Source organism: Tessaracoccus rhinocerotis (assembly GCF_007197885.1).
GTDB lineage: Bacteria > Actinomycetota > Actinomycetes > Propionibacteriales > Propionibacteriaceae > Arachnia > Arachnia rhinocerotis.
Window position 1 is genome coordinate 309,875 of the sequence record NZ_VKKG01000004.1, and the last position, 16,181, is coordinate 326,055.

General features: G+C 69.9%; 10 protein-coding genes. 6 read left to right on the forward strand and 4 right to left on the reverse strand.

What is annotated here, in order from left to right:
• The first annotated feature begins 22 nt into the window (after window positions 1-22).
• The 4 genes from FOJ82_RS11290 to FOJ82_RS11305 all read left to right on the forward strand — a co-directional run bounded on the left by FOJ82_RS11290 (window position 23) and on the right by FOJ82_RS11305 (window position 6,050).
• A complete protein-coding gene (locus tag FOJ82_RS11290; RefSeq protein ID WP_246099850.1) occupies window positions 23-988 on the forward strand; it encodes an AAA family ATPase in 966 nt (321 codons plus the stop codon).
• Window positions 988-2,232, forward strand: coding sequence for a DUF58 domain-containing protein (locus tag FOJ82_RS11295; RefSeq protein ID WP_143938582.1), 1,245 nt, complete (start codon window positions 988-990; stop codon window positions 2,230-2,232). Before FOJ82_RS11290 ends, FOJ82_RS11295 begins: the two co-directional genes overlap by 1 nt.
• On the forward strand, window positions 2,229-4,547 hold the full coding sequence (locus FOJ82_RS11300; protein ID WP_143938583.1) for a transglutaminase-like domain-containing protein: 2,319 nt from the start codon (window positions 2,229-2,231) through the stop codon (window positions 4,545-4,547). The genes FOJ82_RS11295 and FOJ82_RS11300 overlap by 4 nt, the downstream gene beginning before the upstream one ends.
• A 69-nt stretch (window positions 4,548-4,616) precedes the next feature.
• A complete protein-coding gene (locus tag FOJ82_RS11305) occupies window positions 4,617-6,050 on the forward strand; it encodes an RDD family protein (RefSeq protein WP_143938584.1) in 1,434 nt (477 codons plus the stop codon).
• Window positions 6,051-6,067: 17 nt separating this feature from the next.
• Here FOJ82_RS11305 and dcd read toward each other — a convergent pair whose 3' ends face one another.
• Entirely contained in the window at window positions 6,068-6,643 is a 576-nt protein-coding gene (dcd, locus tag FOJ82_RS11310; protein WP_143938585.1) for a dCTP deaminase, read from the reverse strand.
• Window positions 6,644-6,710: 67 nt separating this feature from the next.
• Here dcd and FOJ82_RS11315 point away from each other — a divergent pair, with 67 nt between their 5' ends.
• Complete coding sequence (locus FOJ82_RS11315) at window positions 6,711-8,144, forward strand: threonine/serine exporter family protein (protein WP_185975747.1); 1,434 nt, start codon at window positions 6,711-6,713, stop codon at window positions 8,142-8,144.
• Between the two features lie 13 nt (window positions 8,145-8,157).
• On the opposite strand, the gene deoC is transcribed toward FOJ82_RS11315, so the two are convergent.
• Complete coding sequence (gene deoC / locus FOJ82_RS11320; RefSeq protein WP_143938587.1) at window positions 8,158-8,835, reverse strand: deoxyribose-phosphate aldolase; 678 nt, start codon at window positions 8,833-8,835, stop codon at window positions 8,158-8,160.
• Between the two features lie 220 nt (window positions 8,836-9,055).
• Here deoC and FOJ82_RS11325 point away from each other — a divergent pair, with 220 nt between their 5' ends.
• Window positions 9,056-13,888, forward strand: a complete 4,833-nt coding sequence (locus FOJ82_RS11325) for an endo-alpha-N-acetylgalactosaminidase family protein (protein ID WP_143938588.1) — start codon at window positions 9,056-9,058, stop codon at window positions 13,886-13,888.
• A 74-nt stretch (window positions 13,889-13,962) separates the two neighbouring features.
• Here the strand turns inward: FOJ82_RS11325 and FOJ82_RS11330 are convergent, their stop codons facing one another.
• A complete protein-coding gene (locus tag FOJ82_RS11330; protein WP_143938589.1) occupies window positions 13,963-15,408 on the reverse strand; it encodes a sensor histidine kinase in 1,446 nt (481 codons plus the stop codon).
• Entirely contained in the window at window positions 15,405-16,136 is a 732-nt protein-coding gene (locus FOJ82_RS11335; protein ID WP_143938590.1) for a response regulator transcription factor, read from the reverse strand. Before FOJ82_RS11335 ends, FOJ82_RS11330 begins: the two co-directional genes overlap by 4 nt.
• Between the last annotated feature and the right edge of the window lie 45 nt (window positions 16,137-16,181).

Genomic DNA, 16,181 nt, shown 5'->3' on the forward strand with positions numbered 1-16,181 from the left:
GCTCGGAAGGCGGAATATCCAAGTGAATCCAGAACAAGCGCGTTGGTTCGGCGAGACCTTCGGCAGCATCGTGAACAACATCGAGCGCGTCATCCTCGGCAAGACCGAGGCGGTGCGCCTGGCCGTCACGTGCATGCTGGCAGAGGGGCACCTCCTGCTCGAGGACTACCCGGGCACGGGCAAGACCACGCTCGCCCGTGCGATCGCCCAGACCGTGCAGGGGACCAACAGCCGCATCCAGTTCACCCCGGACCTGCTTCCCTCCGACGTCACCGGCGTCACCATCTATGACCAGAAGACCGGTGAGTTCGAGTTCCACCAGGGTCCGATCTTCGCCTCCATCGTCCTCGCCGACGAGATCAACCGGGCCTCGCCCAAGACCCAGTCGGCGCTGCTCGAGGTGATGGAGGAGAACCGGGTGACCGTCGACGGCGTCTCCTACAACACCGGCCAGCCGTTCATGGTGATCGCCACCCAGAACCCCATCGAGCAGGCCGGCACGTACCGCCTGCCGGAGGCTCAGCTGGACCGCTTCCTGATGAAGACCACCCTCGGCTACCCGGACCACGAGGCCACCATGCGGATCCTCGCGACCGGCGGCTCCCGCCCCCGCTCCACGGCACTGCCGGCGATCATCCCCACCTCCCAGGTGGCTGAGATGAGCCAGCTCGCCGGGTCGGTCCACATCGAGTCCTCGGTGTTCGACTACATCGCCCGCCTGACCGAGGCCACCAGGCACGCCACCGACGTGCGGCTCGGCGTCTCGATCCGTGGCGCGCTGGCGCTGGTGCGCACCACGCGCGTCTGGGCCGCTTCGCAGGGCCGCCACTTCGTCGTGCCCGACGACGTGAAGATGCTCGCGATCCCGTGCCTGGCGCACCGGATCATCCTGGACCCGGAGGCGGAGTTCAACGGGGTCCAGGCCGTCGACGTCATGGCCGACGTCATCGGCTCCGTGCCGCCCCCGACGGAGCGCAAGACCGCCTGATGGCCGCGCCCGCACTCGCAACCGACCGCTGGGAGGCGCCCGAGGCGGTCGAGCCGCCCTCGCTCGACCGCGTCCGGAACGCCTACCGCGCGCTGAACCGTGTCACCGGCATGCGGACCGCCGGCTGGGTCACGCTGTTCGGCGGCATCGTTGCGCTGGTGGTCGGCGTCGCCCTCGGCTGGACCGAGTTCAAGGTGGCCGGCGTGGCCGCCGTCGTGGTGGTGTTGCTGTGCCTGTTGTTCACTATCGGAACCCCCAACTTCGCCGTCCGGCTCCACCTTGACGAGCACTCCGTCGTGGTCGGGACCCCGGCGGGGGGAGTGCTGCAGGTGCTCAACCAGGCCCAGCGCCGACACCTCGGCTCGCGCCTCGACCTGCCCGTGGGGGACCGGGCGGCGAGCTTCTCCGTGCCGGGACTGCGCCCCGGGGAGGTGATGTCGGAGCCCTTCCACATCCCCACCGACCGCCGCGGAGTCGTCGTCATCGGCCCGGCGCAGTCGGTGCAGGGCGACCCCTTCGCGCTGACGGGCCGCGAGACCAGGTGGACCGGCTCCATGGAGCTGTTCGTGCACCCGCGCACCGTCTCCCTCCCGGGGCGCCAGACAGGTTTCGTGCACGACCTCGAGGGGCACGCCTCGGCCCACATCTCAGCGGCCGACATGAACTTCCACGCCCTGCGCCCCTACGCGCCCGGTGACGACCGACGCCACGTCCACTGGCGCTCGACGGCCCGCGCCGGCGAGTTGATGGTGCGCCAGTTCGAGGAGTCCCGGATGTCACGCGTGGTGGTCGCGCTGGACACCGGACGGTCCTCCTGGCTGGACGACGACGAGTTCGAACTGGGCGTCTCCGCGGCCGGTTCGATCGCGGTCGCCACGCTGCTGGGGGAGAGCCCGCTGGCGACGCTGACGTCCACCGAGACCCTGGTGGCGCTCACCCCCACCCGTGCGCTGGACGAGCTCTGCACCGTCGAGCTCACCGCCCGGGGCGGCATCGCCGACCTGGTCCACACCACCCGCCGCCGCGAGCCCGGCGCGTCCATCGCGATGGTGGTCACCGGCTCCTCGTCGAGCATGACCGCCCTGCGCCGCGCGTGCTCGCTGTTCGACGTGGACACCCGCGTCATCGGGATTCGCGTCGACGAGGGATCCGGCCTGCGGGTCCGCACCGCCGGCAACGTCACGGTGCTGCAGGTGGGCTCCCTCGAGGAGTTGCCGCGTGCGCTGCGAAGGGCGATGGAATGACGACCGCCACCGCTTCCACCCCACGCCGTTCGGCGGGCGTCCCCGCCCGCAGCCCGTGGGACTCGCTCCGCGGTGCCGACCGGGCCCGTTGGGTGCTCGTCGACGCCCTCGGACTGCTGGTCCTGCTCGCCCTGGTGGCTGCCGTGCTGCGGTCCCTCTACCAGTCGCCCTGGCTGGCGGTCACCGTCGGCGGCTTCGGCCTCACCGGCATGGGGATCGCCCTGCTCGCCGCGTGGCGGCACTGGCGCGTCGGCCTCACCGCCGCCGCGTGCGTCGTCGCCTGGTTCTCGCTCGGCACCTTGTTCGTGATGCCGTCGGCCGGGATCGCGATGGTGGTGCCCACGCTTCGCTCCCTGCGCGGGCTGCTGCTGGCGCCGGTCACCGCCTGGCGGGACCTCTTGACGCTGCAGTCTCCCATCGGCGAGACCGCGAACCTGTTCGCCCCCGCCGGCATCATCGCGCTGCTCGTCGGGGTCATCGGCATGGGGATCTCCCTGCGCACCCGCTTCCCCGCGCTGGCCTGGCTGCCCGCAGCCGCCGGCTACCTGGCCGCCGCCGCGCTGGGTGCCGGCGTCGTCTACCGCCCGATCCTGATCGGCGCCGTCTTCCTCGTTGTCGTCCTGGTCTGGACGAGCTACCGCCGTGCACACCTGCGCGAGTCCCTGACCGGTCGCTCCCAGCGGATGCGGCCGGTGCGGCTGGTCCTGGCGCTCGCCACGCTGCTGGCCGCCGGGGGCCTGACCTGGCTGGCGCTGCCGGTGCTGCAGCCGGAGGCCGCCCGCACCACTCTCCGGCAGGCGGTCCAGCCGCCCATCGAGCTCGAGCAGTTCGCCTCGCCGTTGCAGGCGTTCCGCGGCAACATCACCAAGCACGAGGACACCACCTTGTTCGAGGTGAGCGGGTTGGTGCAGGGCGACATCCTGCGCGTGGCCACCATGGACTCCTACGACGGGCTCAGCTTCCGCGTCGCGACCACCTCCGACGACGCCGTGGAGAGCACCACGTTCACCCGGGTGGGGCAGTGGATCGCCGACGACACCCCGGGCACCGTCGGCCACGCCGGGGTGCGCGTGCGCGCCTATGACGGCGTGTGGGTGCCCACCGTCGGCAGGACCACCCAGATCAGCTTCACGGGGGACCGGTCAGTGGCCCTCGGGGAGAACTTCTTCTACAACCGCGGCTCGGGCACCGGCGTGACGCCGATCGGGGTGACCGAGGGCGACGCCTACTCGTTGGCGTTCATCCGCCCCGAACGCCCGAGCGACGAGCAGATCAAGGTGGCCTCGGCCGGCCGCGTCGCGCTTCCCGCGGTCGAGGGCGTTCCCGACGAACTGCGCAACCTCGCCCACGAGTGGGGCGATGGGCTCTCGTCGGCCGGCGAGCAGGCACTGGCGCTGGAGACCAACCTCGGGCTGGGCTACTTCAGCCACGGCCAGGCCGACGAGGTCCTCTCCCTCTCCGGTCACTCGGCGGCCCGGCTGCTCACCCTGATCGCCACCCCCGAGGAGATGGTCGGCGACGACGAGCAGTACGCAACGGCGATGGCCCTGATGGCCCGCGAACTGGGGATCCCCGCCCGCGTGGTCTACGGCTACCGCGCTGGCAACTCGCCCGTCATCACCGGGGCCGACGTCGGCGCCTGGACGGAGGTCCACTTCGACGAGTACGGCTGGGTGGTGTTCGACCCGACGCCGCCACGGGACCGCACGCTCGAGGACGACGACGCGCCCCAGCCGCCGAAGCCGAGGCCTCACATCGAGAACCCGCCGCCTCCGCCGGAGGATCCCGAGCCGCCGCTGCCGGACGAGGAACTGCCCGTCGGCCAGGGCGAACCGCCCGTCCAGGAGGAGACGATCGACTGGGGGCAGATCGGCGTCTGGGTGGCGCTGACCGGCATCCCGCTGGTCACCGTCGTCGTCCCGATCGCGCTCATCGTGGGCCTCAAGCTGCGTCGTCGCTCCCGTCGCCGCAACGCCCCCGAGATGGCCAACCGGGTGGCCGGGGCCTGGTCGGAACTCGTGGACCGGGCGCGGGACCTGGGGCGCTCGCCCTCGGCCTCGGCCACCCGCTCCGAGCAGGCCCAGCAACTGGTGGAGGACTTCCCGAAGGCCGCCCGAAAGGCGGATCCGATCGGTGTCTCGACCGAGGCCGACTGGCTGGTGTTCGCCCCGGGTGAGCCAAGCGAGCAGACCGTGAGGGAGTTCTGGGAGGCCACGAAGAAGGTCGACCGGGGAATGCGCAGGTCGGTGGCGTGGCCCAGGTGGTTCGCGTCGAAGTTCTCGACGAAGTCGTTCCGGAGGTTCAGGGAGAAATGAGCCCCAGTGCCCTCCGCACGGGGCGGACGCTAGTCTGTCGGGGGAAATGTTCGAGTTGAGGGGGAAGGTGTGAGTCGGTTCATCCCGCGAGGAGTCGAGGTGGCCGGGATCGGGCGACGGTTCCTTGCCGCCGTGATCGACGCGCTGCCGCTCGTGGTGGTGGGCGGTGGACTGAACGCGGTCATGGCCTTCTCGGAGAGCCCGACGGTGATGCTGGTCGCCAGCATCGCGGGTGCCGTGCTGGCCGGCGGCTACGCGCTGTTCCAGTGGTGGGCCTATGGCTCGCGCGGAGCAGGCATCGGCGCGCGTGCGATGGGGCTGAGGCTCGTGGGCATGGGCGACGGCGACCCCATCGGCTGGTGGCGTTTCTTCCTGCGCCAACTCATCTTCGTCGCCCTGATGGTCACCGTGATCGGTGGGATCGCGCTGCTCGTCTTCCTCGTCATCCACGAGCGCCGGCAGGGCTGGCACGACATGGCGGTCAAGTCGGTGCTGGTCCAGCCGAAGGAGTCGGAGCGCACCGAACGCAGGGCCTCCGTGCGGCGGAGCACCACCAGCACCGTCGGCCTGCCGCCACACCTGTCCAGCGCGTTCGCACCCGGATCAACGAGCGAGGAACGGCGCGAGGACTGGGGTGGCTACGCCCCCGGGGCCCCCTCCGCCCCGGCCTGGATGCCGCGGCTCGAGACCGAGCCGATCATCGAGGTCCACCGGACCTCTGGCGGCTCCGTCCCACCGACGCAGCCGTCGCCACCGCACCACCCACAGCAGCACGGACACCAGCCCTCGGGCGGACAACCGGGAGGCGCACCGCAGCAGCAGTGGGGTGCCCAGCCGCAGTCCGGCGGGCAGTGGGGGCAGCCGCCCTCGCAGCAGCCACAGACCCCGCAACAGCTCCCGTCCGGCCAGCCCGGGCAGCAGCCACCGGCGCCGAGGCAGCAACCACCCGTTGCGCCGCACCAGCCCACCCCGCCGCAGCGGGTGAACCAGGGATGGATCCCGCTGCCCACCCCCACCTCCGTGATCGAGCCGCCCCACCAGCCCGGCTCCGCAGACGCGCCGCGGGTGCGCCCGCGCGACTTCGGCGGGGCCGAGGAGGATGACGACGGTACCCGCATCGCGAAGCCGATCGGCGTCGACGATGGTGCCCGCCCGGGCGACGAGGGATGGTACGTACGCCTCGACGACGGCCGGGAGGTGGACCTTGGCGTGACCGTCCTGCTCGGGCGGAACCCGCAGAAGACGCAGGGCGACCCGGACGTGCACCTGGTGCCGGCAGGAGGCGACGGCCGGATGATCTCCCGGACCCACGTCCTCATCGGCACGGACCCTCGCGGCGTCTACGTCGTGGACCGCGGTTCCACCAACGGCACCGCGCTGGTCACGGGCAACGGTGACCTTGAGCCCTGCCCGGTGGGCACGCAGATGCGCGTCCGAGAGGGCCAGCAGGTCTCCTACGGCAACCGCTGGTTCACGGTGCTGCGTCGGCCGCAGCAGGCCTGAGGCCCGCTGCGTCGGGGTCAGACCTCGGTGCGGCGGAAGTTGAGGTAGGAGCGCGACGGCGTCGGGCCGCGCTGGCCCTGGTAGCGGGAGCCGTACTTCTCGGAACCGTAGGGGTTCTCCGCGGGTGAGGAGAGCTGGAAGAAGCAGAACTGGCCGATCTTCATCCCCGGCCACAGCATCACCGGCAGGGTGGCGGTGTTGGACAGTTCGAGCGTCACGTGGCCGCTGAAGCCCGGGTCGATGAACCCGGCCGTGGAGTGGGTCAGCAGGCCCAGGCGCCCCAGCGAGGACTTGCCCTCGAGGCGGGCGGCGACCGCCGGGCCGAGCGTCACGGTCTCGAACGTCGATGCCAGCGCGAACTCGCCGGGGTGGAGCACGAACGGCTCTCCCTGGGCCACCTCGATCATGCGCGTCAGGTCCGGCTGCTCCTGCGCCGGGTCGATGTGCGGGTAGCGGTGGTTCTCGAACACGCGGAAGTACTTGTCCAGGCGCACGTCGACGCTGGAGGGCTGGACCATGGCCGGATCCCACGGCTCAAGCCGGATGTCGCCCTGATCCACCGCTTTGAGGATGTCCCTGTCGCTGAGAAGCATGGGCCCGAGCCTAGTGGTGGTGTGACGCCCCGGCCAAGAGACGGGCTAGTTTGGAGGAGTGGAGGATGTGGCGAGGAAACGAAGTGTCCGTGACGGCCTGCGCAGCTGGGTGCGCCAGGACACCCCGAGCCACACCTCCTCGGAGCCCTCACAGGTGGACCACCTGCACGCGGCGGCGGTCGTCGACCTGGCGCTGCGCGTCGCGGAGCTTGCCGTCCAGGCGGGCGCCGTCACCTCGGAGGCCACCTCCTTCGCCCTGACCGTGACCAGCGCGTACGGACTGGCCGCGGACGTGGACGTCACCTGGACGTCGGTGACGATCAGCTACCACCGCCGGGGCCGCGCGGAGCCCATCACGGGGTTCCGAGGCGTCCGCAAGCGCAACACGAACTACACCACCCTGGCCCAGCTGACCCACCTGATCGACGAGATCGGCGAGGGCGGGCTGGATCTGGAGGAGGCCCGGGAGAAGCTCGACGCCCTCTACGACAACATCCGGCCGTACCGCGGCTGGGTTATCTGTCTGGGCCAGGCGGTGCTCGGGGCCGGGGTCGCAGCCATCCTCGGTGGCCGCGCCGTCGAGATGGGGTTCGCCGCCCTCGCCAACGCGCTGCTGTTCATCGTCCAGCTGCGGCTCGCCCGCACCCAGCTGTCGGTGTTCTTCATCCAGGCCGTCGGCGCGGCGGTCCCCACGGCGATGGCTGTCGGGATCATGCACATGAGGTCGCTGCAGGAGGGCTGGTTCTACTCGGTCTCGCCGTCGCTGATAGTGGCCTCGGGAATCGTCTCGCTGCTCGCCGGCGTCGGCGTGGTGGCGGCCGCCCGCGACGCGATGGACGGCAACCTGATCACCGCGACGGCGCGCGCGTTCGACGCCGTGCTCCAGACCAGCGGCATCGTGGTCGGGGTGAGCGTGACGCTGTGGATCGGCTTCAAGCTGGGGGTGGCCGGGTACATCGCACCCACCGGCGGCTATGCCAGTCCGTCGGCCCTGCAGATCGTGTGGGCCTGCCTGATCGCGATCGGCGTCGGCTTCGGGTTCCAGCTGGGTCTGCGCGCCTTCCCGTACGCCGCGATCCTCGCCGCCCTCGGGTTCGGCGTTTACCAGTACAGCTTCGAGTGGATCGGGAACGCCCCCGGGGCTGCCGCGCTGGGTGCGTTGGTCGTCGGCTTCCTCGCCCAGATCATGACCGGCCGTACGCGGATCCCGCTGATCGCGCTGGTCACCACCGGCGTGGTCGCGATGATGCCCGGGTCATCCCTCTACCGGGGCCTCTACGAGCTGACGAGCTCGTTCTCCGGCCCGATCTCCGTGCAGGCCCAGATCAGCCTGGCGCAGGCGATCATGATCGGGTTGGCGCTGGCGGCGGGCTCCAGCTTCGGGGCGCAGATCGCGCGACCGCTCGGACTCCCGAGCGCACGGCTGTTCCGGATCTCGACGCTGCGGGCCCTGAACCGGTCCAACCGGCAGACCACCAACACCGAGGCGACGGGGAGCTGACCGCCGCGGGGTCTCAGTAGCCGCCGTCGTCCTCGCTCGCCGGCGCGCCGTCGAGGACTGCGCGGCTGCCGGACAGCCCGAGCCTGGTGGCGCCGGCGGCCACCATGGCCTGTGCCGTCTCCCAGTCGCGGATGCCGCCGGAGGCCTTGACGCCGAGGCGGCCCTCGACGGTGGCGGACATCAGCTCGACGGCATGCACCGTCGCCCCGCCCGCCGGGTGGAAGCCCGTGGAGGTCTTGACGTAGTCCGCGCCGCCGGTCTCGGCCGCGCGGCAGGCCTCTACGATCTCGTCGTCGGTCAGGGCCGCGGACTCGATGATGACTTTCAGCACGCCGCCGGTGGCCGCGCGCACGGCCTGGATCTCCTCGACCACCAGTTCCGGGCGACCCGCCTTCAGCAGGGAGATGTTGATCACCATGTCCACCTCGTCGGCGCCGAGCTTGGTGGACTCGGCCGCCTCCGCAGCCTTGGTGGCGGGGGTGTGGTTGCCGGAGGGGAAGCCGCACACGGTGGCAACCTTCACGGCGCCGAGGTCCTCGGTGATCGGGAGCATCGACGGCGAGACGCAGACGCTGTAGGCGCCCAGGTCACGCGCCTCGGCGACCAGCTCCGAGACCTGCGCCGCGGTGGCGTCAGTCTTGAGAAGCGTGTGGTCGATCATCCGGGCCAGTGCCTCGCGCGTGATGTCCATCTCTGGGTCTCCTCCTTGGTAGCGGTGATGCGAATGAGCCTACAGCGACCGGTTCGATCAGCGCGGGCGAGCGATACCTCCTGTGCGGTTGGCTCTGACATCAGATCTCCATAGTGTGCAGGGCTCAGGGAAGTGTGCGTGGGATCGTTGCCGAGTCGCGAGAAACCGTGAGGGGGGACGGGGATGTCCAGAAGTACCAAGCGTGGTGTGGCGGTAGGTCGTGGGTCAGGTACGACTGCTCCCGCGCCAGTCCTCGAACGGCTCCGGACGCGTCAACGAGTACGAGCTCTACTCGGCCACGGGGGACTGCACCACCGCGACCTATGACAACCTCGTCGCCGAGGGAGCTTTCGGCGGCGAGGTGGTGGACCGTGCGATCGAGCGCGCCATCGTCCTCGACGAGCCAGTCACCGCGGACTGCCTGAAGATCGTCTACCTCTCCACCTGGGGCGGTCACGTGGCGGGCGAGGAGACCTCCCGCGTCGAGCGGGTCGGCTCCCTCGCAGAACTCAACGTGGACACCGCCGTCTGGGAAGACGGCGAACCCACTGACCCGACCGCGCCGCAGCCCATCGAGGTGGTCGTTCCCGAGGGTGCCGTCGAGATCACCGACGGGGACCTCACGGTCCGGCTCCACCCCGACTTCCCACAGGTGGTCGACTACCGCCTGGGCGGCCAGCAGCTCGCCGGCAGGCTCGGCGACGCCCTCACGAGCGTGCTGGTCAACGAGACGCAGCAGCCCGTCGCCGTGGCCGCGCCCGTGGTTGACGGCAGCACCGCCACCTACGCCATCACCCTGCCAGGCATCGAGGGCGCGTCGTTCGACGCCGTCGTGTCCGTCGCCGACGGCACACTGCGCTTCGAACTGGCCAACCTGGTCAACCCGGGCGACGTCATCCAGCGCGTCCGCATCCCCAACCACGACCTCGTGACGGTTGGCTCTGCCGATGCCGCCGCGCAGATCACGGGAGCCAGGATGGGCGTCGACCGCAACGCGAACTACGACGACTTCCGCAACGTCGCCTCCACCCCGGCGGGCAACGTCCAGGGAGCCTGGCTGGCGTTCGCCAACACCGCCACCCTCGCGGCCGCCTTCGACACCAACGCCGTCGAGGACAACCGCGGTCCGCAGTCCACCTCGAGCCGCGTCGCCGGCGACAACAACCGCATGCAGCACCAGATCCGCCTCGCCGACGACGACGTCACCAAGTACGGCTCCGTCTGGGCAGGCACCTGGACGTGGCGGTCCCAGGCGGTGCAGGACTACACCGACGTCATCGGCAATGAGGACAACCCCTTCGTCGAGGTCAAGCTGACGGAGGACCGCAACGCCGACTCCGTCGTCGACTGGCAGGACGCCGCGATCGCCGTGCGTGACATCATCACGTTCGGCAACGGCGCCGACGAGGTGGCAAACGAGGTCATCGCCCGCATCCCGTTCAACATCGTCTCCCAGGCCACGCACCCGTTCCTGCGCACCCTGGACGACACCAAGCGGATCTCCCTGGCCACCGACAACCTGGGCCAGAAGGCGCTGCTCAAGGGCTACCAGGCCGAGGGCCACGACTCTGCGCACCCGGACTACGCGGGTCACTACAACACCCGCGCGGGTGGTCTCGAGGACCTGGAGACGCTGGCGCAGGAGAGCGTCGACTTCAACACCAGCTACGGCGTCCACGTCAACGTCACCGAGTCCTACTCGGAGGCGGACAACTTCTCCGAGGAACTGCTGAACATGCCCCCGCAGAAGGCGTGGGGCTGGATGAACCAGTCGTACTACATCAACTCCCAGAAGGACCTCGCCACCGGCGCGGTGCTGGACCGCTTCCAGGAATTCTGGGACGAGCGCCCGGAGAACCTGAACTGGCTGTACCTGGACGTCTACTACCCCGACGGCTGGGAGAGCCAGCGCTTCGGCCAGGAACTTCAGGAGCAGGGTTGGGTCGTCGGCTCCGAGTGGTCCGACAAGCTCGAACTGGGCAGCGTCTGGTCCCACTGGTCCCAGGACGAGAACTACGGAGGCGCCAGCAACAAGGGCATCGAGTCCGACGTGATCCGCTTCGTCTACAACTCCAAGCGCGACACCTGGAACCCGGACCCCCTGCTCGGCAACTCCAACGTCGTCGAGTTCGAGGGCTGGGCCGGCAACCTCAACTACAACCGGTTCATCGACAACGTGTGGGAGCGCAACCTACCCGTCAAGTTCCTGCAGCAGTCCGACATCGTCAAGTGGGGCGAGGGCCGAATCGACTTCGAGAACGGTGCCAGCGTCACCTCTGAAGTGACCGACATCAATGGCACCACCATTCCGACGGACCGCACCATCACCTTCGACGGCGCAACCGTCTTCGAGGACGGTGCCTACCTGCTGCCCTGGAGCGACGGTGGCGAGGAACGCCTCTACCACTACAACATCGGGGGCGGTTCCACGCAGTGGCAGCTGACCGATGCCTGGGCCTCCCAGTCCTCGCTGACGCTGTTCGAGCTGACTGACACCGGTCGCGAAGAGGTCGGCGAGGTCGTACCCGTCGACGGTGTCATCACCCTCGAGGCCACCGATGGCATCGCCTACGTGCTGTACCCGACCTCCGCCGTCCCGGCGCCTGTCGAGCCCAACTGGGGTGAGGCCTCCGGCATCGAGGATCCGGGATTCTTCTCGGGCACACTGGACGCCTACGAGGCCACCGGCGACGTCAGCGTCGTCAAGACCGACCGAGGCAACTTCCAGGCCGAGATCGGCGCGGGAGAGGGCTCACTCTCCCAGGACCTCGAGCTCGCTGCGGGCACGTACTCCGCCTGGGCCTGGGTGGAGGTCGCGGAGGGCCGGCAGCGTGAGGTCACCGTCTCTGCGACGGGCGACGTCACTCCCGTCGGCTACGCCGAGGGGGAGGCAGGCTCCGTGGTGAACTCGATCACGGCGTCGACCGTGAAGAACGCCACCGCCTCCGACGAGAAGCGCGATCTGGGATTCCAGCGACTCCGGGTCACCTTCACCACCGACGGCGGGGGCGTGACACTCGGCGTCGCGGCTGGCCAGGGCGACGCAGTCGTCTCGGTGGATGACCTGCGGGTCGTCGAGTTCATCCCGGCCGTGGACGGCGAGCCGACCGACGAGACGGTTTTCTTCGAGGACTTCGAGAACATCGACACCGGGTACTTCCCGTTCGTCACCGGTGCCACCAACCGTGGCGGCGATGCGCGCACCCAGCTGGCCGAACTGCACGCACCGTACTCCCAGAAGGGCTGGTGGGGTGTGGCGATCGACAACACGGTGAAGGAGGGCGAGAAGCTCAACGACAACGTGTTGGACGGCGAGTGGTCGCTGATGGCCAACAACGAGAACTCCGGCGAGATCCTCAAGACCGCGCCCGGGACGATCCCGTTCGAGGCCGGCCGTCAGTACCGGATCAGCTTCGACTACCAGACCACCTACGCGGACCAGTACCGCGTGCGGGTCGGACACGACGTCGTGCGCGCAGGCGGCAACACCACCGTCGACGCCATCTCCGACGTCCTGGGCCAGCAGCGCGACACCGCCACCTGGAGTGCGGAATTCTCCGTGGCCGAGTGCGGTGTCCCGTTCATCGCCGTCGACAAGCTGCCCGGGCCGAACACGCAGCACAACATGACCATCGACAACATGCGTGTCGAGGACATCGGTGCCTCCGAGTCGGGCGCCTGCTTCTCCGGTGCGATCTCGGCCCCCGCCTCGGCGCAGGCCGGCGGTGACATCACAGTCACCACCACGCTGAGCGCCTACAACGACGAGACGACAGATGTCGCCCACGAGTTGGACCTGCCCGCGGGTTGGACCGCGGAGGTCGTCACGGCCGGGGAGACCACCCTCGCCTTCGGTGAGTCCTCGGTCCAGACATGGCAGGTCAGCGTGCCCGAGGACGCCGAGGACGCCACGATCTCCTTCACCGGCTCCGCGACCGTCGACGGTCAGCGTGCGGTGTTCACCGGGTCTGCCCAGGTGGCGGTCGTCGGACCCCTGCCCGAGGGTGAGGTCTACCTCTCCGACATGCAGGACCGCGTCGTCGGTACCCCGAGCAACGGGTGGGGACCGGTGGAGTGGGACACGGGCAACGGAGAGAGTGGCGCTGGTGATGGCCCCGCGCTGAGCATCGGCGGGGTGGTCTACCCGAAGGGCATCGGTGTCCACGCGAACTCCACGATCGACTTCGACCTGAAGGGCGAGTGCACCGTGTTCCAGGCGTTCGTGGGTGTCAATGACGTCCAGACCCGGGGAACGGTCCAGTTCGCCGTGTACGGCGACGGTTCGCTGATCCACCAGACCGACGTGCTGACTGGTGCCGACGACCCGGTGGCCCTCGAGCTGGACATCACCGGGGTGGCCACGCTCTCGCTGCGGGTCACCGACGGTGGCGACGGTGTCGGCAACGACCACGGGGACTGGGCGATGGCCCGGGTCACCTGTGGCGATGGTGGCGAACCTACGGATGAGCCCACGGTGGATCCGACCCCGACGGGTGAGCCCACGGTGGATCCCACCCCGACTGACAAGCCGACCGAGCCGACGCAGAAGCCGACTGACAAGCCGACCGAGCCGACGCAGAAGCCGACTGACAAGCCGACCGAGCCGACGCAGAAGCCGACCGACAAGCCCTCGAACGGCACGCCGTACATCTACACCACCCCCGGCTACCACGAGTACAACGGACGTCGTTGGCACACCACCTGCGTGCCATACTCGTCGACCTTCCGCTGCAACACGGAGATCTGGGCCACCCAGGTGACCCAGGACGACGGCCGGTTCGTGCAGACCAACGGCTGGTACTTCAACAACCTGACGTACCTGCCGATCGCACGCTCGGCGTGGTCCTCCAACCCGCTCGGGTACACCACCACGTGGACCTCCGACGAGGGCCGCAACTGGTACACCGAGTGCGACACTGCCACCACCGGTGGCAACGGGTGCCGCAGCTACATCCGTGCCTCGGTCATCCAGGGCACGGAGCGACCGGGTGGTGGCCACACCTACGAGTGGGTCACCAAGTGGGTGTTCAACAACATGGTCCTGTTCAGCTGATGGGCATCAGCGACTGACCAGCAGGCGAGGGGCCGGATCCGTGAGGGTCCGGCCCCTCGCGCATCCCCCTGCGCTCAGGACGGCGGCTCGGCGGCCACGGGCAGGCGCACCGTGAAACACGTGCGACCGGGCCGCGACTCCACCATCGTCTGTCCACCCAGGCGGGTGACCACCGCCTGCACGATCGCCAGTCCCAGCCCGGTGGAGCGCGCTGACGTGTGGGCGCGGGTGGCGTCCGCCCGCGAGAAGCGTTCGAAGACGCGGGGGAGCACCTCGGCGGGGATGCCGGGTCCGTCGTCGACGACGGTGAGGCTCGCCCAGCCATCGGCCACCGCGACGCTCGTGGTCACCGTCGTCCCCGGGGGAGTGTGAGTGCGGGCGTTGGCGAGCAGGTTCACCACCACCTGGTGCAGCTGGTCGGCATCGGCGAGCACGAGGACGCCATCGGGCGGCAGGTCCAGCCTCCAGTGGTGGTCCGGACCGGCGGCGCGGGTGTCGCTGACGGCGTTCAGCACGGTCTCCACCAGGTCCACGGGCCTCGGCCGGGTCGGGACGTCGGCGTCGAGGCGGGCGAGCAGCAGCAGGTCGTTGACCAGCTTCGTCATCCGCGTGGACTCGGAGCTGATCCGGCCGAGCGCGAACGCGGTGTCGCGGGCCGCCTCGGGGCCGTCCTGCTGCGAGGTGCGGTCCGCGAGCTCCGAGTAGCCCCGGATGGCGGCGAGGGGGTTTCGCAGTTCGTGGGAGGCGTCGGCGACGAAGCGCCGCAGCTTGGTCTCCGATGCCTGCCGGGCCGCCAGTGCGCCCTCGACGTTCGCCAGCATGTGGTTGAAGGCGGTGGTGAGTTGGGCCACCTCGTGGGTCGGCGGCAGGTCGGCGGGCGGCTCGACCCGGGTGGGGACGCTCACCTCGCCGGTGTGCAGCGGGAGCCTGGCCACCTCCACCGAGGCGCGGCCCAGCGCCCGCAGCGGCCGGGTGGCGGCGTCGGCGGTGGCGCGCGTGGCCACGGCTGCCACGGCCACCGAGACCAGCCCCAGCCCGCCGGCGAACAGCGTCAGCCAGCCGAGGCTGTGCTGCACGTTCGCGAGCGGCAGGGCGACCACGACCAGCAGGTTGTAGTTGCGCGCCTCCACCCGGTACTGGCCCATCCCGGGGACGCTCACGGTGTGCTTGTTGCCGTCGGCCTCCACCTCCAGGAGGGCGTTGGCCGCGTCCACGGTGAGCGGCTCGACGGTGCCCTGCCCGATGGTGTTGCCACGAACCGCGCCGTTCGGCATCACCGCGACGACGATGGTGCCCTGGCTCATGCCGGGCACGTCGATGCCCGGTGCGCGGTCCCTGTGGTTTCCGGCGACGGCGCGCTGCTGGCGCTCCTGGGCCGCGTCGAGCTGGTCGTCGAGCTGGCCGTACAGGATGCTGCTGGCTGCCAGCAGCACGCCGGCCGAGAGGAACACGGCGAGCACCGCCACAACCAGCGTCACGCGGTTGCGCAGCTGGCCGGAGAGGGTGCCCCTGGCGGTCACTGTGTCGCCGGCCTCAGGACGTAGCCGGCCCCGCGCATGGTGTGGATCATCGGCTCGCGCCCGGCGTCGACCTTCTTGCGCAGGTAGGAGATGTACAGCTCGACGACGTTGGCCTGGCCCCCGAAGTCGTAGTCCCAGACGCGGTCCAGGATCTGGGCCTTGCTCAGCACCCGCCGCGGGTTGCGCATCAGGAAGCGCAGCAGCTCGAACTCGGTGGCGGTGAGGTTCACCGGCTCGCCGGCGCGCGTGACCTCGTGGGAGTCCTCGTCCAGGACGAGGTCGCCGACAACCAGCTGGGTGCTCTCGGCCACCGTCGTGGCGCCGGTGCGGCGCAGGAGCCCGCGCAGGCGGGCGATCAGCTCCTCGAGGCTGAACGGCTTGGTGACGTAGTCGTCGCCGCCCGCCGTGAGGCCCTGGATCCGGTCGGTGACGGCGTCCTTCGCCGTGAGGAAGATGACAGGCACCTCGGGTCGCTCCGCGCGGATGCGGCGCATCACCTCGAGGCCGTCGAAGTCGGGCAGCATCATGTCCAGGACGATGGCGTCGGGCTGCGTCTCGCGGGCGGTTCGCACGGCGTCGGTCCCGGTCTGGGCGGTGTGGACCTGCCAGCCCTCGTAGCGCATGGCCATGGAGAGCAACTCGATCAGGCTGGGCTCGTCGTCGACCGTGAGCACGCGGATCGGCGTGCCGTCGGGGTGGCGCAGGACCTCGGACTCAGGCGTGGGCATGTACCAACTGTGCACCCTGGACCCGTGGGTTCGCCAAGGTTTTCC